The following is a 23,250-nucleotide window of genomic DNA, read 5'->3' on the forward strand; positions in this document are numbered from 1 at the left end:
GTCAGTTATTGCACTACTGGTAATTCATTCCACTGAGTGGTGTAATTTGGGGATCGATTGGCTGAGCGCATCTGCCAATCTTGTTGAGTGCCAGATGCGGCCGTTCTAAGCACTGCGTTACCAAAGCGGCTGTTAATGGAGTCCAGTGCCTTCATTAGATGAGCAGATCTTCCCTTGACTTCCATATCATCAAATAAGGATTGTTGTACTGTTGGCTTATCTGCTAGACAGCTGAGCATCACTCCAGCCTTTTTATATTTAAAGCCTGTCTTATAAATTTGCTTTAAGCCTTTGAGAGCTGCCGTCGTTAATGTGAGCGTGTTATCACTGGGGTCAGCCAAGGCAATCGTGATGCTTTGATGATGCTGTGGCTCGTATTGTTTGTGGGGATTTGTTTGCACAAAGATCGTGAGTGAGCCCGTGACTGATTTTTGACTACGGAGTTTTTCTGCGCCCCTAGCAACGTGGGTAGCAACAGATTCAGCTAACTGCTCCATTGCCTCAACAGACTTACCAAAACTACGTGAAGAAACAATCTGCTGCTTGGCTGGCACTACTTCGTCTAGCTGCAAGCAAGAGACACCTCGTAACTCGTAACAAATTCGTTCGATCACTACGCCAAACTGTTGACGCATAGATTGTGGCGACACCTGAAAGAGATCAAATACAGTATTAATATGCAGCACTCTCAGCTTCTTGGTCAGCTGCTTGCCGATACCCCATACCTCACCTACTGGTGTTTCTGTCATCCACTGATAGAGCATTTCATTAGGCATCGAGCTGACATCACACACGCCTGCAAACTGCGGGTGTTTTTTTGCTAAATGATTGGCTAACTTTGCTAGTGTTTTACTAGCACCAATACCAACGCAAACTGGTAAGCCCGTAGTATCTTTAACTTGTTGCTTAATGACTTGGCCCAAATGACTTGGATCGGTATATTGCTTGAGTACTGCCTCAATTGCCAAAAAACTCTCGTCAATACTGTAAACCTCAAGATTGGGGGTAAAGGTTTTTAAGACCTCTACTACCCTGTCACTCATATCGCCATATAAAGTGTAGTTTGATGAATACGCTTGAATACCATGCTTTTTAGCTAGCTCTTGCATCTGAAACCAAGGGGTGCCCATTTTGACGCCAAGCGCTTTAACTTCCGCGCTACGGGCTACTGCGCAACCATCATTATTCGATAGCACCACCATGGGCACAGCCTCTAACTTTGGAGCGAATACCCGCTCGCACGATACATAGAAATTGTTGACATCGACTAGGGCAAAAAGTTGACCTGCTGGCATCTTGCTATTCATAGCGACTTACCATTTCGACTGCTGGCATGGCTATATTTACGAACTACGCCTACCACTACACCCCAAATTTGGAGCTCACTGTTCTCATTGAAGGTAATAGGCTCGTAGTGTGGATTTTCTGGCTGGAGCTCGATACGACCTCGTGACTGATAGAGGCGTTTGATGGTGTATTCACTATCAACGACGGCAACCACGATATCTTTGTGTTTTGGCTTGAGGGCTTTATCGACCACCACTTTGTCCCCATCACAAATACCCGCGCCCATCATTGAATCCCCTTGTACGGTAAACATGAATGTGGCTGGCTTGTTCTGGACTAAGTAGCTATTTAAATCGAGGCTTTTTTCAGCATAATCAGCGGCTGGACTCGGAAATCCTGCTGAAATACGGTGACTGAGCAGCGTCAATTCAAAAGTAGAATAGGCTTCTATGCCCTGTGGGGCCTGAGTTAGTGTCACTTTTGGAGGGATTGCTTGGGTCGTCATAGTCATTAATATACTGTATGTTTATACAGTATATGTAAAAACATTAAAAATGACCTAGTTTTTGTTGTTTTGACCTCTGGTAACCCGACGCTCTACCCATAAACCCTAAGATCTTTAGCTAGCAAGCGCCCTCATAATGAAATTACTGCATTCCTTCATTCAAAGAAAATAGCTCCAGGAGACCCATGAAGACTTACCAAATCGCCTCAATTCCAGGTGATGGCATCGGCAAAGAAGTCGTTCCAGAGTGCGAGAAGGTATTAAATGCCTTAAGCAAACAACATCCTGAAGTCGCCTTTGCATTCGAACGTTTTGATTGGGGTGGTGACTACTACCGCAAACATGGCGTCATGATGCCAGCTGATGGTCTTGAGCCTTTGCGCACCAAAGATGCCATTTTATTTGGCTCAGCTGGTGATCCCGATATTCCAGATCACATCACACTATGGGGTCTACGCCTTAAGATCTGCCAAGGATTTGATCAATACGCCAATGTCAGACCTACTCGCATATTGCCTGGTATTGAAAGCCCTCTACGCAATTGCAAACCCAATCAACTCGACTGGGTCATCGTACGTGAGAACTCAGAAGGTGAATACTCTGGTGTGGGTGGCAGAGCGCACCAAGGGCATCCGATTGAAGTCGCCTCTGATATGAGCATCATGACGCGCGTTGGTGTAGAGCGCATACAACGCTTTGCATTTCAGTTAGCGCAGTCTCGCCCTCGCAAACATTTAACAGTAATCACCAAATCAAATGCCCAGCGCCATGGCATGGTGATGTGGGATGAAATTGCTCGCCTGGTTGCCAAAGACTTTCCGGATGTCACCTGGGACAAGGAATTGGTTGATGCAGCTACTGCACGTATGGTCAACCACCCAGAATCCCTTGATACGATTGTTGCAACCAACTTGCATGCTGATGTGCTCAGTGACTTGGCGGCTGCACTGGCTGGTAGTCTGGGTATTGCGCCCACTGCTAACCTAGATCCGGAGCGCCGCTATCCATCTATGTTCGAACCGATTCATGGGTCTGCATTTGACATCATGGGTAAAGGACTTGCCAATCCCATTGGTACCTTTTGGTCGGCTGTCATGATGCTCGATTTCTTAGGTGAAAAAGAGCTCGCTAAAAAACTGATGAAGGCCATCGAAGCCGTCACCATAAATCCTAAATTACATACTCTTGACTTAGGGGGTACTGCCATGATGAGTGATGTTACTAATGCAGTTATTAAGGAGATTTCTAAATGAAGCTATATACATTAATTAAGGCTGTCGCACTCTCACTTAGCATCATCTCAGCGGTGAGTGCCCAGCCGTTCCCAGACAAAACCATTCAATACATCATTCCTTTTCCTCCCGCAGGTGAATCTGATTTAGTCGCACGCTATCAAGCAGATATTTCTGCAAAGAAATTTAAACAGCCTATGGTGGTCATGAATCGTGCCGGCGCTGGTGGTGCACTCGTATGGAGCGCGCTCAACACTTATCCCGCTGATGGCACCACAGTAGTAGGCGTTAATATTCCCCACATCATCTTACAACCACTGCAAGAAGGCATTCAGTACAAGACTGATGATATTAGTGCGATCTACTATTATCACTTCACACCTGATGCGCTGATGGTCTCAGCGGATAGCCCATACAAAACCTATCAAGAATTTATTGCTGCCGCTAAAAAAGAGCCTGGAAAACTCAATCTTGCTGGGTCAGCACAATACTCAGCTAACCATATGGCAGTAGAACGTTTAAATAAATTAGCTGGCGTCAAAATTAATTACGTCCCTTTTAAAGGAACGGGCGATTTAATTACCGCCTTGATCGGAATGCATGTGGACGGAGCAATGGGTTACTTACCATTGGCCATTCAACAAAAAAGCAAAGTGCGCACCCTCGCTATTGCTACTGAAAAGCGTAACCCAGCTTTACCAGATGTCCCTACCTTTAAAGAGTTGGGTTTAAATTGGGTGGATGGCGCCTATCGTGGTGTTGCAGTACCAAAGTCCACTCCGTTGATCTTGCAGCAAAGAATGTCAGACTACTTTGCACAGCTCAATGCTGACCCAGAGACGAAGAAAAAACTGGAAGATTCAGGATTTGTGATTGTGGATGTTCCCTTAGCGAAAATGCCCGCTTTTATGAAAGAGAAAATTCCTCAGGCAATGGACGATGCCAAAAATGCAGGAATGATCAAGTAGCATCGCCCTTGCATTGCTCATTCTCTTGAGCGCCCAGCTACATCATAAAAAATAAGCCCTCTAATTTGAGGGCTTATTTTTTGAAGGGGCCGAGCAGATTTTTTGCTGGCTTGGCTTTCAGCAAAAAGCAAAAGCAAGAATAGCCGGATCATCTAAAAATACATTAGAGGAGTAAATGCTTGCTCGATACAACCAAGCTTGCCCTACTTCAATCATTTCGGGCCAATGGCGCAGCAATTCAGCCATCCTTAGACATCGCTCATAAAATCGCCACCACCACTATCGTCCCATGAACTTGCGCCACCATCATCCCAGGAACTGGTATCGCGAACTCCAAAATTAGGGTCTATAGATGCTGGGCCGCTCACTTGATTCATATTTGAGTTACCAGCATGATCGGCCCCAGAATTAGTATTTCCATGCCCACCAAATAAATTGCTAGCCAAAGCTTGACCTGCATACATACCAGCACCTAATGCAGCACCAGTTGCTAGACTGCCCATTAAGCCACCACCCATACCCCCTGCTGCTGGGGTGCCAGCCACACCGGGAGAGCCGGGAGCCCCAGGGTAAGGGGTAGGTCCGCCTGATGTACCAGGATAACCAGCGCTTGGGGCGTTATAAACTTGAACGGCATCCTTGGCGCGACGCTTCATCACAATGGTGATGCCTATTGCCAAAATAGCAATCAAACCCCAAAAGAGTGGGCTACTAAAGATTGATGCTGGGTTAGAGGTGCTTGCAATGGATGGGGCACCGCTAAGTAATTGCGTCTGCAGTTTTTGCACAGACTCTGCTTTAGCGAACGGTAAACCAGGAGCCAAATTTTCCGCTTTAACGAAATAGTTTCGCGCTAATTCCAGCTTACCTTCTTTTAAATAAAGCTCAGCAGCCACGTAGTTTGCTTTTGCGCTATTGGGATGGTTTTGCAAAACCTCTTTCATCATAGCGTCGGCCTTAGCCATCTGCCCAGACTGAATGGCTTGATAAACTTCAGGCAGTGTTGCTTCAGCAAACGCGGCATTGCTAGTTAGCAATACGGTTGCGGCGAATATGCCAACTAGTACATTAATGAGCTTACGCATTTTCATCATGATTCCTTGTGAGATGTTGCCTGCAGGTTTTGATTATCCCCAGTTTGAGAATTTTGGCTAATCCATACCTATATAAGGGCTTTTGGGACAATTTCAAGAGGCTGAATGCCTAATTCACCTCTTTAATACTGCCTGTTGAGGAGATTAAATAGGCCTTATTGGGTTTATCTTTTCTAATGCGTGATAACTCCTTTTGATAGCCCTGTAATTGTTTGCGGTATTTTTCATACTGCTCGCTACCCGCTTCTGGAATAGTGAGTTTGTAATCTAGGATAGCCAAGTGATCTTTAAACTCTACAAGCCGATCTATCCGATAGCTCTTGCCATCTTCAGAGGCGATATCAATCTCGTTCCAAGCCTGAATCCATTCGCCTGATGTGAGGAAATGTTGTAACTCTGGCGCCTGTAACACCTGTTGAACACGCTCGAGTAGTTTTTGGGCGCCGACATGAGTGATACCCAGCCAATCTATCAGCTCTTGCTCTTTTGGTTGCTGCTGACCCTGCATATGCGCGATGGGCACATCTCCAGACTGGGGGGTGAGGAACTGCAACAGCTTATGAAAATGAATCCCCTCCTCTAGAATCTCTGGATCAGGCGCTAGTAGGCCCTGCTCCTGCGTTTGCATTTTTTCTAGCGCCAAAGAGCCGCTCTCGATTTTGCTCAGATGGGCTAGATGGCTTTGCTGGGCAAGGTCCCACTCAATCTGAAAATGATCCATCTTAAAAGGCATGCTTCCTAACGTTGCTTTAGTTTCAAAAAATGCATCAGAGGGGACTGCCTGATTAAAGTCCAAAGGATTCATCATCTGCATGCCAGCAGTAAGCGCCCTGCTGTACCAAGAGCGTTCATTCATGCCCGTTTTAGCTCTGCTCTTCACACCGCTGAACCATAACCCTTGCTTAGCCCTTGTCATGGCGACGTAGAGTAAATTCCAGTTTTCATTTTGGCTGACTTCATTTTCTTTTTGAAAGATAGCCTTGCGCATACCAGTCAGCGACTTAGAGGTGTAGAGAGAAAGATGGCTTGGGCTACCCTCTTCTGGAGACCAATCGAGTAGCACGCCTCGATGAGGCGCCTTCCACTCAGTGTTATTAGCGTCAAGCAAAATAACAAAGGGGGCCTCTAGACCCTTAGCACCATGAATGGTCATCACCCTTACGCGCTTATGCTGATCCTCTTCCGACATTTCGCTTTCCACATCAACCTCACCAATGTCTTCATTGGACTCTGCTTCCGCTTCAAGCTCTACATCCCCCTCATCGGGAGTTTCGTCAACATCGCCACGACGCATCGTATTGATCTCGTCAATAAAGCGACTTAAGCTTGGATAGCGACCGCCATCTTGATTTAAAGCAAGCTCTAAAAAGGCATCTAAATTTGCCAGCACCTGAGCACGCGCTAGATTTTGAGCGGCAATGGCATAGTGAACACGCAAATTACTTTCGCTATAAATTAAGTCCAACAAATCATGAACCGGCAAAGCTTCACCCAAATTACGCCAATGCTCCAAATAACGTGCCGCTTTTTGAGTTGCTGGGTGTTGGCTGGCTTGCAACGCATCCCACCATGAAGAGAATGGGGTATCTGGATCACCCATATTCATACTAAGCGCCTGCATCTGGGTTTCCGTAAAACTAAAAATAGGACTTCTCAGCACTTGGGCTAGAGGCAAATCATGCCTTGGAGAAACCAAGACTGTCAGCAATGCAATCAGATCATCAATCTCTAAGGTGTTTAAAAGGCCCCCCAGGCGTGAGCTGTCATACGCCAAGCCTGCCTCACGTAGTGCCCTCTCAAACTGCGGTAGATACTGACGGCGCTTTACCAATAAGATGAAATCACTACCTCTAGCTGGGCGCCAATATTCTTTGCCATCCTTTTTATCCACTACTGAGCGTGTCGCCATAATGCGATGAATAAGGCGGCCTACCTGCTGACCCTCTTCATAACGCTGTCTTACGCTCAGCGTTTGACCAGAGTCCTCTATTGCATTGTCAAATGCCGAACCGACGCGTTCGGGTTGCTCCTGCTCTACTCGCTCGATTAAGGGCAGCAGCTGGGCTTCGCCTTGACTTAAATAACTAGTATCGGGAGTTAATAGTGGCGGCGCTACCCACGTGGTAGTTTGTTGCGCATACTCATAGCTAGGTGGTAGTGCCCCAGCTAAAAAAAGATCATTTACTGCATTGTTAATGGCCGGTGCGTTTCTGCGCGTCTTATTTTGATACAAAGGCTTAGCATTAAGCTTGGTAATGAGAAAGGCTCTGGCACTACTAAATAATCGAGGATCAGCACGGCGAAAGCGATAAATAGATTGTTTGGGATCGCCCACAATAAATACGCTTGGCATCGAACCATCATCACCATAGCCATCTAACCAGGAGCGCAAGATCTGCCACTGCAAGGGATTAGTATCCTGAAATTCATCAATTAAAATATGACTGTACTTGGCATCTAAACGCGCCTGAAGATACGCGGCATGCGCTGGATCCGCCATTAATTGACTAACGCCAATCTCTAGATCGTCAAAGTCACGCACTCGCATGGACTCTTTTGTTTTTGCCGTATGGGTCAGCATCGCTTGACTCATCGCTAACCAAGCATCATTTAGCCGCCAAATCAGTTGCTCGCCTTGCCAAGCAAAAAGCGCTTCAAATGCCTGAACCCAATCATTACGAATGGCTGTAATAATTGCCGGATCACCGCCAGACTTAGCGAGGTACTTGAGCATCGGCGCAGAAGTACTGGCAATATCGGCTAATGGCGTTTTTTTTTGTGTCAGAAAAAGAGTCTGCCACTCATCGAGTATTTCCATCACTGATTTTCCAGTGCACTGCAACTCTATTGCTCGCTCAATAATAGGTACACGGCTTATTTGGGTGGCAGTACCATTGCTAAAGCATATTAAAAGAAGCGCTAAATTCTCTTTAGTTTGTGTTTGATGCCAAAAGCGCTCTAATGGATTAGGCTTATGTAGATCAGGAAGGCATTTCTCCAAATGCGTAATCGCAGTCATTCCCTGGGCATGGCAGCTATCCTGAAAAAATGTCCACGCACCCCGTTGTTTAAATAGGCTGTAATTACCCATTAAGAATTTTTGAGTTTCACTAGCCCCGAACTCTGCTAACAAAACGTCATAGTGGCTCTTAAGATGGGAAGGTAAATCCCCCCACCAATCTTCCATACATTCCTCTTGAAGACGTTTGGCATCTTCCCGTAAGCTAAATCCTGGCTGAACATCAGCAGAAACAGGCGCCGCTCCTAGCAATCGACCAAACCAACCATGAAAGGTATCGATCACAATCGCTTGCGGACTGGCCAAGACTTTTAAATAAAGCATCCTTGCTTCTGGCAGTAACTTGAGAGCTTGTTGCTCGCTCAGACCTCGACTAGTCAACTCCTTCATTAGGGTTACATCATCACTTGCTGAGAATTCCTCAAGCAAACCATAAAGACGATCGCGCATCTCTTGAGCGGCTTTACGCGTAAAAGTCAATGCCAAGATCTCTTGAGGTTTTGCACCAGCCAATAAGAGTCGAATCATTCTCGCGACTAATAGCCAAGTTTTACCGCTACCTGCACAAGCAGAAACGATGACAGAGTTTTGTGGGTTACAAGCTATGGCGCAATCAAATTCTTCGTTCACCACATCCCCTTCCTGCAGATACCTCTGGCTTCGCAGTGCTTACAAACACTATCCGGTGCAAAAGCTTTCATGGGTTTACGGGCCCAAAGCGTATTTAAATCTCGGGTAATTTGATCAGAAAACTGCTGCATCATGTCAGGCATATCCTGAACTGGATGCGCTCGAATAATTTTATCTTCACCTTTATCTAAGGTTGATTTAAGACTAACCCACTCAGCCTGTTTTACCTCTCGTCCAGGTAGGTGTGCAACAGTGGCATTCTCATTGACACCACGCGCATAAATTAGTAACTGAGGATCATCCAAAATATGGTCAGCACGGTCAGAAATCTTCTTGATGCCTTGATTTTTATAATCAATTACAGCGGCGGTAGTCACATCCGATTCGTTAATATCAAAACGGTCGGCACGGCCTGCAATTCGGATTGCTTGCTCCACTCCATTCTGGTCAATCAAGGTTAATGTAAAGCCAACTGGTAGTTCAGCATCGTGATAAACCCAGCCATCATGCTCACGCTTGAGTTGCCAATCAATAAAGCTTGGAATTTGTTTTTGCCAATCCCGTAAGGTACCCAGTACTCTCGCATCTCCAGAAATTAGACGCTCAAATTCCTTTTCAGAATATTGCGTGAGCTGCTCTTGCATCCATTGACGACGAGCCTCTTGTCCATTATGTATCGTTGAGTGCGCCTTATTGCCTTCAGTTTTAAGTGCTTGAAAAAAGTTTTTCAGTAATGCGTGCAAAGTTTGACCAACCAAAGAAGCATCAAAACCTTCTTCAAATTCTTTTGCTTTACGAAGGCCTAAAAGGCTACTAACGTAATATCGATAAGGACAGCTACGCAAAGCCTTATAAGCGCTTGGAGAAACGCTAAGTGGAATAGCTAAATTTTGCCCTGGAATGCTGACGGCCATTTCAATTGGCTGTGATTGCGCTTCATACGGCTTGAACCTGACCTCAACCACCTTCCAATCTTTGAGCTGGGCTTGCAGACGCTGAATCCAAGCTGATGGGCGTAAGGGTTCCCCACTTTTGCTTTTACTCTGCCAAAGAAGATCCACCTGCTGGCAAGAGATCAATAACTGAGAAAGATCTCTAGCCTGCTGGATATATTGCGCGGCAATGGTCGATGACTTGAGATAGCGATTAAGCGTATCCGAGAAAAATAAAGGGGGCTCTGCAAATGCCGGCAATTGCTGTTCGTCACAGCCTACTAAAATCACTGCATCAAATTGACGAAGGCGCGTAGAGCTTAGCGGCAAAATACTGAGTGTCGCTGCGGCTTGCGTACCCACCTCTTCGTAAGAAGCTTCTTCAATCACCGTTTTTAATAGGCTCAGCCATTCTGGCAAGCGCATTTTCACCTCTTGATATGCGCTTGCATTTAGATCAAAACTCTCAATAACTTTTAGTAACTGCTCCCCAGCAGAGTCGCTTTGAAGACGCGCTGCCATGCCGGTTTCTTGTAGATTTTTTTGCAAGTGCTTATATGCACTTAAGCAATCGACGCTCGTGTACTGCCAGGCGCGGTGTCGATTCTGGACAAAATCAATCAGCGCTAATAAATGGGCGTTAGGTGCACCCCCGTTACTGGCTGCATAAGCATTTGCTCGTTCAATAGCGGCCCTAAAGGTCTCCCATCCGGACTTTGCTTGGCTAGCAATCAAGATATCTTCTAGCTGAGCAATAAGTCCTATGCAGACTTGAGGTGATTTATCGAGACTCAGAGCAAGATCAAAAAAAGGATTCTGTAAAAACTCTAGCAATACGTTTGCACTAGGACCTTCTTTAGGTGCACGAATTAATTGCAACCAAGAATCAAGGGCTGCAGCTGCACGCGTAGTAGATAACTTCCAGCCGGTCTCATCTCGAATGCGCAATGAACTACCTAGGCGACTGAGTAAGGCTCGCGCCCTACGTGCAGCTAAGCGATCTTGGGCGACTAAAGCAATATTCTTTTTACCCGACATGAGATGCGCTTCAATCGCTTTGGTTGCAGCCCAGGCTAGCTCTTCAAAACGTCGTGCTGCTAGTAGATTCCAGCCTTTATGGTTACTAGACTGAATATTGCTTTCTATTTGCTCTATTGCCTGAAGATCGGCAGTGACTATCTGCCCCTCTGCATCTTGACCGCACAGCGCCTCACTCCATAGAGCTACGGATTGCCAATCTAGATTTACCCGCAGGACGGGCGCCCATTGCGCATAACTCTGCAGGTATTGTTCAATTAATTCATGGTCAACCGGCTTTGCGTCGGCTGTCTGCACCCATATAAATGGCCTGGCTACTAATGTGCTAGCCTTGCTTGCCTGTAAATGCGCCGCCATGGCTAAGTGTTTTCGAATAACTGGGTCACCAATGCTTGTGAGATGACGCCAGAAAGCCAGCAGTACCGCAGACTCTTCATCGACCACCTTACGAGAAAGCCCCACATAGGCCTTAGCAACCGCTTGGTCTAAGGCAAATGCCACTTTTTTAAGCCAAGCATCTGCATCCAGCGTATGCGATTCCAATAAGGCATATAGCTCAGGCTGCAGTTGCGGCATCACGATTTCCGATAAGGCATCACATGCGTCTATCACCGCTTGCGCGAGCCCCCAAGCGCCGGCCTCACTCTCAGCTTTAAACCAGCTTTGCAATACTCGGTGTTTTCGTAAATTGACAAAGACTGATAGCCAACGCTCGAGGTCTGTTTGCTTTTTGGGAAACTTCCAAGCGCCAGGTGCCACCCCTAACCAATCATTAAAGCTTAATACCTGGGGTAAGAACGCAATGTGGGGATCGAGCCCCTTGGGGCGATATTTCTCTAAAGCTACTCGTACTCCCATTAAAGGGCCCGCAGTGCTCAACACCACTAATGGACGTTGCCGGGTTTGGATCGCGCAATCCCAGATACCCTGAGCCAGCACTTTTAAAGCATCTGCATTAGGCGTGACACTCCAGTTCTGCGGCTGCTGTTCACGAAGGAGGACTGGAAAGGGCTGGGACATCAAAAACGGATAGGAGGTCTAATTTTTAGTCTATTTTGAAAATTTAGGCGTAAAGTCTGGCTTATTGCTAATATAAGCCTTGTAATGCTTTAACCACATAAGATTAAATAAGGAATTTTCATGAGTGCCGGTATTAAATATGTAACTGACGCTTCTTTCGAGCAAGATGTCCTCAAATCCGATAAACCTGTCCTGCTAGACTTTTGGGCTGAGTGGTGCGGTCCTTGCAAGATGATTGGCCCTATTCTAGAAGAGTTATCTGCTGAGTACGGCGACAAAATACAGATCGCCAAGATGAATGTGGATGAGAATACCGGCGTACCTGCCCAGTTCAATATTCGCGGCATCCCCACGCTAATTTTATTTAAGAACGGCACTGTTGCTGCTCAAAAAGTAGGCGCTTTGGCTAAATCCCAGTTGACGGCGTTTATTGATAGTCATTTATAGGATGTTCCTTAATCACGGGTTCACTGAGTGAGCCTGTGACTTTAAAGGCGAATTTAACCCGACTAAGCCCTCTTTTCGTATCTTTTGATACTGGTAGCACTCAGTTTTTAGTGTAGTATCTAGTTCATTAGTACTTCAATGCGCTCAATAGCGCCCCCAACCTCTAGTTACCTACCCCCTCTTCTTTAGTACCCCCCAAACTCTTGTTTTCACCCTTGTCTACTATTTATTTAGACTGAATTAATCCAAGACCCATTTTCATACCCCTCTTTATCTACATCCTAAAACCACATGCAACTATCCGAACTTAAAGTACTACACGTATCCGCCCTACTTGAAATGGCAGCTAGCCTGGAAATTGAAAATACCCAGCGCATGCGCAAACAAGAGTTAATGTTTGCCATCCTCAAAAAGCGCGCTAAGGAAGGTGAGTCTGTTTTTGGTGACGGGACTTTAGAAGTCCTACCAGATGGTTTTGGTTTCTTGCGATCACCTGATGCTTCGTATATGGCCTCCCCGGACGATATTTATATCTCCCCAGCCCAAATTCGTCGCTTTAACCTGCACACGGGTGACAGCGTAGAGGGTGAAGTTCGAACACCTAAAGATGGTGAGCGCTATTTCGCACTGGTAAAAGTCGATAAGATCAACGGCTTACCGCCAGAGGCCTTAAAGAACCGCATCATGTTCGAAAACCTCACACCACTTCATCCAAATCGCACGATCCATCTAGAGCGTGATATCAAGGCCGAAGAAAACCTCACCGGTCGCATCATCGACATGATTTCCCCGATCGGCTATGGCCAGCGTGGCTTGATCGTGTCCTCCCCAAAATCCGGCAAGACAGTGATGATGCAGCATATTGCTCACGCGATTGCCGCAAATAATCCCGATGCGATTTTGATCGTATTGTTAGTTGACGAGCGTCCTGAAGAGGTTACTGAAATGCAGCGCTCCGTGCGCGGAGAAGTAGTTGCCTCGACGTTTGATGAGCCTGCAGTGCGCCACGTACAAGTTGCTGAGATGGTGATTGAAAAGGCGAAGCGCTTAGTTGAGATGAAAAAAGATGTCATCATCTTGCTTGACTCGATTACCCGCCTTGCTCGTGCATACAACACCGTCATTCCTTCATCAGGCAAAGTATTGTCTGGTGGTGTCGATGCCAATGCATTGCAACGTCCAAAGCGCTTTTTTGGTGCGGCACGCAATGTAGAAGAAGGTGGTTCACTTACCATCATCGCCACTGCACTGATTGAAACAGGTAGCCGCATGGACGACCTAATCTATGAGGAATTCAAAGGTACCGGCAACATGGAAGTACACCTTGAGCGTCGCTTGGCTGAGCGCCGCGTTTACCCATCCATTAACCTGAACAAATCAGGCACCCGCCGTGAAGAACTGCTGGTAAAAGCGGAAAATCTCCAGAAAATCTGGGTTTTACGTAAATTATTGGCAGATATGGATGATATTGAGGCGATGAACTTCATCGTGGATAAGCTCAAATCAACCAAAAACAATAGTGAATTCTTTGATTTGATGCGTAAAGGCAGCTAATCTCATTCGAGAAAGCCAGTAAAACTGCGCTTTCCCATTGATTTCATGGCATAATTTCTTTTTTACCGCTGTAACAACGGCATTTAACTGGGTAAGTATTTAGGTCTTTTGATCTAAACGGCTACCTGCTAATAGGACTAACAATGAAACCTGGCATTCACCCCGAATATCGCGAAATCGTCTTTGTAGACGTTTCCAACAACTTTAGCTTCAAGACTCGCTCTACTATGTCTACGAGAGAGAAAATTAAGTGGGAAGATGGCAATGAGTATCCATTAGCCAAAATCGAGACTTCATCCGAGTCGCACCCTTTCTACACTGGCACCCAGAAAATTATGGATACCGCTGGTCGTGTTGAGAAATTCCGTCAGAAATTCGGTACCAAAGCAGTTGCTAAGGCTGCTGGTGATGGCGCTGCAAAAACTGCTGAGAAAAAAGCAGCCGCCGCAGAAGCTAAGGCTGCTGAAAAGCCAGCTAAAAAGAAGGCTTAATAACAGTAGGGTTTGGTTGAGTAGACCATCCCTGCGAGATAACCAAGGCAGCATTTGCTGCCTTTTTTATTGCCAGCTTCACCCGTTTTAATTGAGTATGTTTGTTGTCTAGTACCACCCGATCTATGGTTAAACTCACCGCCGCCGCCACCACCTCCATTCCACGCATTATTATTTTTGCGCTGACCTTGGTTTATGGTCTCGCTGGACTTTTTGCGCGGGATCCTTGGAAGAATGAGGATGCTATTGGTTTTGGCGGAATGTGGATCTTGCAACAGGGTAAGGCCCTAGACTGGGTTGTTCCCCACCTTGCTGGACGTGATGTTTCCTTAGGGGCACCTTTTCCGTATTGGCTAGGCGCCGTCTTGATGGATCTTTTTGGTCCTCTAATTGGCATGGCCAATGCCGCTCGTCTTTATTCCGCAATATGCTTCTTTGCCGCTGCCCTAGCCATTTGGTATACCACCTACTTACTAGGCCGTAGACCTGAAGTACAACCAATGGCATTGGCCGTAGGTGGTCAACCCGGCCTTAAAAATTATGGAATGACTTTGGCGGATGGCGCCCTACTAATATTTCTTGCATGCGTGGGACTCGCCCAACGGGCACATGAAACAACACCCATGATGGCGCAGTTGATGGCAATCAGTATTGTGCTGTATGGAACTGTGCGTGGACTGGATAAGCCCTGGCAAGGAGGCCTGTGGACCGGCCTTGGCATTGCCATTATTGCCCTATCAAGTAATCTTACGCTGAGCTTAATCGTTGTTTGCTCCACAATTATTGCGGTGCTTGCGAGTAATGTAAAACTTCGTTTTCGCTGGACATTAACCAGCACCGTTTTGGGTTTAATCGGTTTCGCCATTTGGCCCATCCTGTGGCATCTTGGCAACCTCTCCCCTGAATGGCGGCATATCGCCCAAGAAGGTTGGCGCAATATGCCTGAGATGCAAGGTCGACCCTCTATTGCGTCACTCAGCTTTATGAGCGTGAACTTTTGGGCCTACGCTTGGCCTGTTTGGCCCTTGGCAATAATCTCACTTGCCCATTGGAGTCGCGCACAAAAGACGGGGCAATGGCGCGCACCTCACCTCTGCATTCCCCTGAGTTTTTTTGTGGGCTGCTGCATTTATCTTCTGTTTAGATCCGAAGCAAATGAGCACGATCTCATCATCTTAATCCCCAGTCTTGCCATCATCGCCGCATTTAGTCTGCCCATATTAAAACGTGGCCTGATTAGCTTTATTGATTGGTTTGCAATGTTTAGTTTTACGATCATTGCCTTAGCCATTTGGATTATCTGGTTAGCAAAAATCACTGGCTTTCCCCAATCTACCGCCGCTAATTTACAGAGACTATTGCCTGGATTTCAAGCGCAACTTGACTACCTCACCTTTGTGATCGCTTTGATCATTACCGGCATATGGTTAGCTATCGTACGATGGAGAACTTCACGTGCCCCAAAAGAAATTTGGCGCTGTTTAATCATCTCCGCCTCTGGCACTACCCTTATGTGGGTGCTGCTGATGACATTGTGGCTCCCAACCATTGACTACGCTAAAACATATCGCCATGTATCTGAACGTCTTGAGAAAATTATTGCTAACACTCCAGGATGCATCGACACTAGCAACCTAGGTTCAGCGCAGCTAGCCTCCTTTAGCTACTTTTCAAAACTACAACTACGCGATGACCCAAGCTGCAATTTAATGCTTACCCACAGCTCTCTTGAAGCAAAGGCTTATGCAAGCTTAAATAAAAAGAAAATTGAATTGCTCTGGGAAGATCGCCGCGCCGCTGATCGCGATGAGCGCCTTCGCCTTTATCAAGTGACGCCTGCAAATTAAGGGCCTATAGTGCTGCACTTCAAATTATCACGTCTTCGCGAGGACGTACCGGCCCTATTAAAACTAGCGGGCCCTATTCTGATTGGCCAGCTGGCGGTGATTGCATTTGGGGTTCTCGATACCGCCATGACAGCGCGCTATTCTGCAGACGATCTTGCAGCTCTGGCAATGGCATCCGCTATTTTTATTAGTGTTTATGTCGGTCTAACAGGCGTCATTTCTGCACTTGCACCAATCGCTGGACAGCTATTCGGTGCGAAACGCTTTGACGAAATCGGCGAAGAAGTGCGCCAAGCAACTTGGCTAGCACTGGGACTAACCGTCTTAGGTAGTTTTATCTTATTAAATGCTGATCATCTATTAGCAATCTCTCAAGTGAATTTTGATATTGAGGGCAAAGCCCGTCTTTATCTCAGCATCTTAGCAATCGGACTTCCGGCAAGTATGGCAATGCGGGTGTTGATGGCCCTACACAATGCAGTCTCACGCCCTACCGTCATTACTGTAGTGCAAATTATCGGCCTGTGCTTAAAGCTACCACTCAATCTTTTATTTATTTATGGTGGATTTGGTATTGAAGCGATGGGCGGGCCAGGCTGCGCCGTAGCTACCATCATTATTAATTGGTTTTGGCTAATCATTACTTTAAGCTTTGTTCTGTTTGATGGTTTTTATAAGTCCTTCAAAATATTTTCTCGTTTTAGCTGGCCGGATTGGCATCGTATCTGGACGCTGTTAAAGCTAGGGGCCCCCATTGGCTTTAGTTATTTAATTGAAGTAACCTCGTTTACTTTTATGTCCTTGTTTATCGCCCGTCTAGGGACAACCGCTTTGGCGGGACATCAAATTGTCGCTAATTTGGGAACCGTCATGTATATGGTTCCGCTTTCACTTTCGATAGCCACGATGACTTTAGTCTCTCAAGCCATCGGCGCCAATCGACAGGCTCGTGCGGAAGAAATTGGCTGGTCCTCGGTATTTTTCACCACAAGCCTATGCATGACCATGGGGATCATTGTCTGGGTCTATAGAGTGCAATTATTGGAACTTTATGATCCGCCAGATGAAGTAAAGGTGTTTGCTATTCCACTCTTTTTGTTCATTGCTTTTTATCAAGTTTTTGATGCTCTACAAATTACTGCTGCCTTTATTCTGCGTGCCTATCGCATTGCCTTTTGGCCGATGTTAATTCATGCCGGCTCCCTTTGGGGTGTTGGGCTTGGTGGTGGCTATTTAATGGGCTTTAACGTTTTTGGCAATACCCCAGAATTTTTACAAGGTGCCAACGGCTTTTGGGCTGGCAACAGTATCAGTCTGGGACTAGCGGCATTTTTACTACTGTATTTGTTTAGAAGAACGGCGGACCGTTTTGAAAAAACGCGACCACCACTCCTGGTTTAGATAAGGACCAACCCCTTACTGGATTGGCTTAAATCCACTAGGAGGCGCATAGTTTCGGTTACCGCCTTGCGTTGGGTAACTAGGCACTTGATTGCCTTTGGAGTACATGCACTGTTGATAGGCAATGTTGTACTGGTTTTGAGATTGATTCTGCTTGCCAGCCGAACCCATAGCGCCCATAGCAGCACCGCCGAGCAAACCCACACCTGCGCCAGTACCAATATTCTGACTACTACCACCTTGAATTACTGCGCCTGCTGCTGCACCCAAGGCGGCGCCAATTAATGCGCTAGTGGCACCCTCCTTCAAAGCGGCATTACTTCCCTCTTTGATAGCATTAGCCGCAAACTCACGACAAACGATGTCTTCCTGTTGAAAGACTTCAAAGGGCTTACCTTCGCGGGGCATGATTGCAATGGTTGGTCCTGTAGGAGCAGAAACACAAGCAGCCAATGAGCCGAGTAAAACAATAGAAAGTACGGTGCGTTTCATATGAAGTCCTAAGTAATTAAACTAATCAAACTAATTAAACTAATTCCGAATCCCTTGATTCGGTAAAGAATTACTAGAGGGAGGCATTACTGCTTGTGCTTGCCACCCAGAAGAACAGCTTTGGGCATAGGGAAAGTATTGCTGGCTGGCCTCACAGTAGTACCAAACCGGTGCTTGAGGCTGAGCTGCCAGTACCATGGGTTGCTGTGGAGGCGTGTAGGTTACCACTGGAGGGGCCGCATAAACCACTTGCGGTGCATAGAATGCACCCCCGTATGGATAGCCGTAGCCGCCGCCATAATAGCCACCTCTCCAGCCAGGACCCCAACCACCATAGCCTGGGCCCGGGCCGTACGCTGCAGGCCGCCAACCCCCACCGTAAGAACCCCCTACCGCTACAGCCCAAGCTGCTTGTGCAGAAATCGGAATCACAGTACAAATAAGGGCCACAGTTAAAGTCGAGAGCACTGCAAAGTGGTGGATTTTAGAATGTCGTTTTTTTGTATTCATAGTGGACCCCGTAGGTTGGTCATCATCTACTACTAATAACGCTTTATTTCAAGCTAAGCTGACACAAAATACTTTTTATTGCTAATTTAATCTAATGTGGCGCCAGACTGATGAACCACTCTACCCCATTTATTACTTTCCGATTGAATCAGTTTAGTCAACTCCTGGGGGCTTCCAGGGGCGGGATCTAAGCCACCAGCCAATAGCCTGCTCCTCACATCGGGATGATTAAGCGCCTGACGCGTGAGGGAATTTAGCTTCTTTTGCAAAGGGGCTGGAAGATTAGCTGGAGCCATCAATGAGAACCAAGAGATCGCCTCAAAGCCCGCCAAGCCCTGCTCAGCCATCGTTGGAATCTCTGGTGCAGCAGGTGAACGTTTGAGGCTAGTCACCGCAAGGGCCTGGATTTCTCCTGCTTTAATGAGGGGCAATGAAGAAGAAAGGTTATCAAACAACATCGAGATCCGGCCACTAATTAAATCTGGTAACGACTGAGCGCGACCTTTATAGGGAATATGGCGCATCTGAATGCCCGTCATCTCTTTTAGTAATTCTCCGGACATATGCAAAGAGGTACCCACGCCCGATGAGCCGAAAGTGAGCTCATTCGGCTTGGCTCTAGCAAGTTCAATGAGTTCAGGTAGGCTGCGCACTCCAAGGCGCTTGTTCACTACTAAAACATTCGGAGTGCTCGCCAAAAAACTAATTGGTGTGAAATCATTTATCGGATGAAAAGACATCTTCTCGTACAGCGCCCCATTAATTGCATGTATGCCGACGGTACCAATAAGCAAGGTATAGCCATCAGGATTACTTTTAGCAACAATATCTGCGCCGATGTTTCCGCCGTAGCCCGGACGATTTTCAACTAACACTGGGACACCTAAGTTTTTCTGCCAATTTTCGGCAAGAACGCGCGCCAAAATATCAGGAGCTCCGCCAGGCGTAAAAGTCACAATGATTCGAATAGCCTGCGAAGGCCATGCTGAAGAATGGATCTTAGATTGAGAGGCTTGGGCTTGAGCGGTCATACTGGCAGCAAAAAGAGCTAGCAAACACACCCATTGTTTTACTACTTTTGAAAGCTTGCTCATGAAAAGATCATTGATAGATCAAAAACCGAAACGAGCCCGCAACCAGAGCCACCCATCATATTTCACGGGATCATCGACACAAGGACCGATGCCACACTCCATTAGCGTTGAAATGAGATTGCCGACTACCAATAGAATAAAAATAATAATCAGTGCATTAGCCAGCATAGAACGTGAACGCACGTCTCGGTTGGGTAGCATTAATAAAATAGCGATGCCAGCAATTAGGCCTAAATAGCCTACAAAAGCCCAAGTATAAAAATGAATTTCTAAAAAAGTTTTACCAAATCCCTGATCGCCCGGAGCAATATGTAGCAGTATTTGGCGCAATGAAACCGTCATACCAAGTAAACCACCAATGATGCCCCAACCATAATGAGATGAATGCGCACCAAAGCGGATGTTGAGCACCAATGCAACACCAATAATGACAAATGCCATGCGCTGCATTAGGCATAGTGGGCAAGGCAATTCACCAAAAACGAATTGATCGACAAAAGCATACGACAGCATGCCAATGATGGCCGCCAAGGCCAGTTGATTGCCTAGGCTAGCTAAGGAGGGAAAGGCCTGCTTACTCATAGACTGATACTAAGATGGTCTGTGGCATGAATACGGAACCAATACATCAGAATAAAGACTGTTATTGCCAAAAATACCAATCCCACCAGACGCTTCTCAAACCATACAAAAATGAGGCCGATAAGAGCTGTGAGAAAGGGAAGAAACATATACATAGTTAAATTCTATCGCAGTGCAAGTTCTATTCTTCAACAAAGCTTAAAAAAGGGGCTTTACACAGCATTTAACAAAAAACACCATACCCCTATCAACTATATTATTACTATACCGAGCGACCTCATGGTCTACCCCATCTATATTCCAGTTTTTTATGCAGGCTGAATCGATTAACTTAAATAATGTTGATTTTCAAGGGAGTGAGTCCCTCAACATTCCCCTCAAGCACATCACCCCTCTTTACTGGGCCAACTCCTGCAGGCGTACCTGAAAAAATCAAGTCGCCTGGTTCAAGGGTAAACAAGGTCGATAAATAAGCAATCGTGTCTGGAATATTCCAGATGAGCTGGTTTAAATTTCCCTCTTGGCGAACTTCACCATTTACTGATAACTGCACAGTTCCGGAACTAAGATGTCCACACTGCACAGCGGGCGTAATTGCGGCACAAGGGGCTGACTGATCAAATGCTTTGCCCGTATCCCACGGACGACCCATTTTTTTTGCTTCGCCCTGTAGATCACGACGCGTCATATCTAAACCAACGCCATAACCATAGACATGCTCAAGGGCTTTATCAGCAGTAATGTTGTTCCCACCTTTGCCGATAGCCACAACCATTTCAATTTCATGATGAACATCATTCGAAAGCGCTGGGTATTGCATATCCATGCCATCTGTCACGATCGAATTAGCGGGCTTCATAAAAAAGAATGGCGGCTCTCGATCTGGATCGTGACCCATCTCACGCGCGTGATCAGCGTAGTTGCGCCCCACACAATAAATGCGGTTAACAGCAAAACGGCGGGTATCACCAACCACCGGAAGTGAGGGCATGAGTGGTGGATCAATTACGTAAAAAGTGCTCATGTATTGCCTTTCGAATAAGTAGCTTATTGGAGGATCTTATTGCTCATTAAAATGATATGAGTTAATTATGGCATTTCTACTAATAGTATTGATACAAGAATCAAAGTGTTTGCCAATAATGAATCATGCTTAAATGTCATAACGAGAGATTTAAATTATTACTAGCTCTATCCTAAGCCAAAAAACAAGCTCAGCTGATACGTAATAAAAGCTGCAAGATAGGCCAAACTAAAAAGATAGCTCAGCATCACAATCGGAATTTTCCAACTACCAGTCTCTCGCCTTACGGCAGCGATCGTAGATAAGCATTGGGGGGCAAAGACGAACCAGGCCAGCAGCGATAATGCGGTTGCCAAACTCCAGCTATTGGAAATCAGTGGCACCAAAGCATCAGCCGCCTCTGCTCCAGCACTAGAAAGGGCGTATACCGTAGCTAATGAACTAACCACGACTTCGCGAGCAGCCATACCTGGCACCAAAGCAATACTAATTTGCCAATTAAAACCAATAGGCTCAAAAACTACCGCTAAAGCATTTCCGATCATGCCGGCAACACTGTATTGAATTGATGCTCCAGAAGCATTCTCAGGGGGCAACGGAAAGCTAGCCAAAAACCATAGGCCAATAGTCATGATCAAAATGATGCCGCCAACACGTCTGAGAAAAATCTCTGCGCGCTGCCAAAGACCAATCGCTAAATTACTCAATCTAGGAAGGTGATAGCTAGGCAACTCCATCATCAAGGCATTAAGCCTTAATTTTTCACTAGTAAAACGCTTTAGCACCCATGCCACTGCCATGGCCCCCAGAATACCTGCGATATATAAAATAAATAAAACAAATCCCTGTAGATCCAATCCATAGCCAAGCGTTTTATTGGGAATAAATGCAGAGATTAACAAGGCATAGACCGGAAGGCGTGCGGAACAAGTCATCATCGGGGCAATCAAGATGGTAACCAAGCGATCTCGTGAATTAGAAATACTGCGTGTTGCCATAATTCCTGGAATGGCACAAGCGAAGCTCGATAGCAGGGGGATAAAGGAGCGCCCTGATAAGCCAACCCTACCCATCAAACGATCTAAAAGATAAGCTGCCCTAGGTAAATAGCCCGACTCTTCCAGGAGAAGAATGAAGAAAAATAAAATCAGAATCTGAGGTAAAAAAATCAGAACTCCACCTACGCCCGCCAAAATGCCATCGATTAATAAACTACGTAGCCAGTGATTCGGTAGCAGGTCACCAATAATGAGCCCAAGCCACTCCACTCCCGCCTTGATCATCTCCATAGGCCACGTTGCCCAACTAAATACGGCCTGGAAAATAAAAAATAACAGTACGCACAAAATAATCGGACCCAATACTGGATGCAGCAGAACAGCATCCAATCGATCACTTACCTCATCGGGAATGATTTGATCCAAGTTCAGTGACTGCAAAATGCGATGTACTTCAATGTTGTCAGATTCGGTATGAGCAGAGTGATCCATTGTTGACTCCACACCCTCATCTACATTGCTTACTTGCAAAGCTGATAGATTTTTCCAATCCAGATGGGCAAGATAATGCTTAAGCGCATCCGCCCCATCCGCCTCAATTCCAACACTTTGAATAATTGGCAAGCCCAACAGACCTGAGAGTGCCTCAGTATTTATTTCAAGGCCTTGGCGCTTAGCTATGTCAACCATGTTTAATACAACCACGCAAGGAAGGCCCAATCGCTTTGCCGATAACACTAGACGCAGATTACGCCTAAGGTTCATCGCGCTCAAGATGCACAGCACCAGATCTGGGCGCTTCTCACCGACAGCATTGCCATGCAGGACATTGCAAGTCACACGCTCATCCAATGATCGGGGATAAAGACTATAGGCGCCAGGTAGGTCGAGCACACGAATCGCTTTTCCAGAATCGAAGTTAAGGCGCCCCTCTTTTCTCTCAACAGTAACACCGGAATAATTGGCGACTTTCTGACGACTGCCTGTCAATAAATTAAATAGGGCCGTCTTACCGCAATTAGGATTGCCCAATAAAGCAACTAGTGGCTCGCTAGGAAAGAAATGAACCTTCGCTTCAGACATCG

20 protein-coding genes are annotated in these 23,250 nt (G+C 46.3%); 7 read left to right on the forward strand and 13 right to left on the reverse strand.

Annotated elements, in window-relative coordinates:
- Positions 1 to 5: 5 nt before the first annotated feature.
- Both QUD86_RS05160 and QUD86_RS05165 read right to left on the reverse strand, forming a co-directional pair.
- Positions 6 to 1,307 (reverse strand): Y-family DNA polymerase, encoded by a 1,302-nt coding sequence (locus tag QUD86_RS05160; RefSeq protein ID WP_286295672.1) that lies wholly within the window; start codon positions 1,305 to 1,307, stop codon positions 6 to 8.
- Positions 1,304 to 1,798, reverse strand: a complete 495-nt coding sequence (locus tag QUD86_RS05165; protein WP_286295673.1) for a LexA family protein — start codon at positions 1,796 to 1,798, stop codon at positions 1,304 to 1,306. Before QUD86_RS05165 ends, QUD86_RS05160 begins: the two co-directional genes overlap by 4 nt.
- Before the next feature lie 179 nt (positions 1,799 to 1,977).
- On the opposite strand from QUD86_RS05165, the gene QUD86_RS05170 reads away from it, so the two are divergent.
- Both QUD86_RS05170 and QUD86_RS05175 read left to right on the forward strand, forming a co-directional pair.
- A complete protein-coding gene (locus QUD86_RS05170) occupies positions 1,978 to 3,045 on the forward strand; it encodes a tartrate dehydrogenase (protein WP_286295674.1) in 1,068 nt (355 codons plus the stop codon).
- Positions 3,042 to 3,992: a tripartite tricarboxylate transporter substrate binding protein gene (locus QUD86_RS05175; protein ID WP_286295675.1), complete on the forward strand. Its 951-nt coding sequence runs from the start codon at positions 3,042 to 3,044 to the stop codon at positions 3,990 to 3,992. The genes QUD86_RS05170 and QUD86_RS05175 overlap by 4 nt, the downstream gene beginning before the upstream one ends.
- Before the next feature lie 117 nt (positions 3,993 to 4,109).
- Here the strand turns inward: QUD86_RS05175 and QUD86_RS05180 are convergent, their stop codons facing one another.
- From QUD86_RS05180 to QUD86_RS05195, 4 genes are all read right to left on the reverse strand, one after another.
- Positions 4,110 to 4,238, reverse strand: coding sequence for a hypothetical protein (locus QUD86_RS05180; RefSeq protein ID WP_286295676.1), 129 nt, complete (start codon positions 4,236 to 4,238; stop codon positions 4,110 to 4,112).
- A gap of 2 nt (positions 4,239 to 4,240) precedes the next feature.
- Positions 4,241 to 5,086, reverse strand: a complete 846-nt coding sequence (locus QUD86_RS05185; protein ID WP_286295677.1) for a tetratricopeptide repeat protein — start codon at positions 5,084 to 5,086, stop codon at positions 4,241 to 4,243.
- A gap of 109 nt (positions 5,087 to 5,195) precedes the next feature.
- Positions 5,196 to 8,735, reverse strand: a complete 3,540-nt coding sequence (locus QUD86_RS05190) for a UvrD-helicase domain-containing protein (RefSeq protein ID WP_286295678.1) — start codon at positions 8,733 to 8,735, stop codon at positions 5,196 to 5,198.
- Positions 8,732 to 11,725, reverse strand: a complete 2,994-nt coding sequence (locus QUD86_RS05195) for a PD-(D/E)XK nuclease family protein (RefSeq protein ID WP_286295679.1) — start codon at positions 11,723 to 11,725, stop codon at positions 8,732 to 8,734. Before QUD86_RS05195 ends, QUD86_RS05190 begins: the two co-directional genes overlap by 4 nt.
- Positions 11,726 to 11,845: 120 nt before the next feature.
- Here QUD86_RS05195 and trxA point away from each other — a divergent pair, with 120 nt between their 5' ends.
- From trxA to QUD86_RS05220, 5 genes are all read left to right on the forward strand, one after another.
- Positions 11,846 to 12,172 carry a thioredoxin TrxA gene (gene trxA / locus QUD86_RS05200; protein WP_286295680.1) on the forward strand — a complete coding sequence of 109 codons (327 nt, stop codon included), beginning with the start codon at positions 11,846 to 11,848 and terminating at the stop codon, positions 12,170 to 12,172.
- 291 nt (positions 12,173 to 12,463) lie between these two features.
- Entirely contained in the window at positions 12,464 to 13,726 is a 1,263-nt protein-coding gene (rho, locus tag QUD86_RS05205; protein WP_100378692.1) for a transcription termination factor Rho, read from the forward strand.
- A gap of 143 nt (positions 13,727 to 13,869) precedes the next feature.
- Complete coding sequence (locus tag QUD86_RS05210; protein ID WP_286295681.1) at positions 13,870 to 14,217, forward strand: type B 50S ribosomal protein L31; 348 nt, start codon at positions 13,870 to 13,872, stop codon at positions 14,215 to 14,217.
- A 125-nt stretch (positions 14,218 to 14,342) separates the two neighbouring features.
- Positions 14,343 to 16,064: an ArnT family glycosyltransferase gene (locus tag QUD86_RS05215; RefSeq protein ID WP_286295682.1), complete on the forward strand. Its 1,722-nt coding sequence runs from the start codon at positions 14,343 to 14,345 to the stop codon at positions 16,062 to 16,064.
- Positions 16,065 to 16,073: 9 nt separating this feature from the next.
- Complete coding sequence (locus QUD86_RS05220) at positions 16,074 to 17,465, forward strand: MATE family efflux transporter (RefSeq protein ID WP_286295683.1); 1,392 nt, start codon at positions 16,074 to 16,076, stop codon at positions 17,463 to 17,465.
- Between the two features lie 15 nt (positions 17,466 to 17,480).
- Here QUD86_RS05220 and QUD86_RS05225 read toward each other — a convergent pair whose 3' ends face one another.
- The 7 genes from QUD86_RS05225 to feoB form a co-directional block, all read right to left on the reverse strand.
- Positions 17,481 to 17,957, reverse strand: coding sequence for a glycine zipper family protein (locus tag QUD86_RS05225; protein ID WP_286295684.1), 477 nt, complete (start codon positions 17,955 to 17,957; stop codon positions 17,481 to 17,483).
- 39 nt (positions 17,958 to 17,996) lie between these two features.
- Positions 17,997 to 18,467 carry a hypothetical protein gene (locus tag QUD86_RS05230; RefSeq protein WP_286295685.1) on the reverse strand — a complete coding sequence of 157 codons (471 nt, stop codon included), beginning with the start codon at positions 18,465 to 18,467 and terminating at the stop codon, positions 17,997 to 17,999.
- An 86-nt stretch (positions 18,468 to 18,553) separates the two neighbouring features.
- Positions 18,554 to 19,561, reverse strand: a complete 1,008-nt coding sequence (locus tag QUD86_RS05235; RefSeq protein ID WP_286295686.1) for a Bug family tripartite tricarboxylate transporter substrate binding protein — start codon at positions 19,559 to 19,561, stop codon at positions 18,554 to 18,556.
- Positions 19,562 to 19,579: 18 nt separating this feature from the next.
- On the reverse strand, positions 19,580 to 20,143 hold the full coding sequence (locus tag QUD86_RS05240; protein ID WP_286295687.1) for a disulfide bond formation protein B: 564 nt from the start codon (positions 20,141 to 20,143) through the stop codon (positions 19,580 to 19,582).
- Positions 20,140 to 20,298 (reverse strand): DUF5993 family protein, encoded by a 159-nt coding sequence (locus QUD86_RS09515; RefSeq protein ID WP_353506519.1) that lies wholly within the window; start codon positions 20,296 to 20,298, stop codon positions 20,140 to 20,142. Before QUD86_RS09515 ends, QUD86_RS05240 begins: the two co-directional genes overlap by 4 nt.
- Before the next feature lie 176 nt (positions 20,299 to 20,474).
- Entirely contained in the window at positions 20,475 to 21,167 is a 693-nt protein-coding gene (locus tag QUD86_RS05245) for a fumarylacetoacetate hydrolase family protein (RefSeq protein WP_286295688.1), read from the reverse strand.
- 167 nt (positions 21,168 to 21,334) lie between these two features.
- Positions 21,335 to 23,248: a ferrous iron transporter B gene (gene feoB, locus QUD86_RS05250; protein WP_286295689.1), complete on the reverse strand. Its 1,914-nt coding sequence runs from the start codon at positions 23,246 to 23,248 to the stop codon at positions 21,335 to 21,337.
- Positions 23,249 to 23,250 lie beyond the last annotated feature (2 nt).

Source organism: Polynucleobacter sp. TUM22923, assembly GCF_030295705.1.
In the GTDB taxonomy this organism is placed as follows: domain Bacteria; phylum Pseudomonadota; class Gammaproteobacteria; order Burkholderiales; family Burkholderiaceae; genus Polynucleobacter.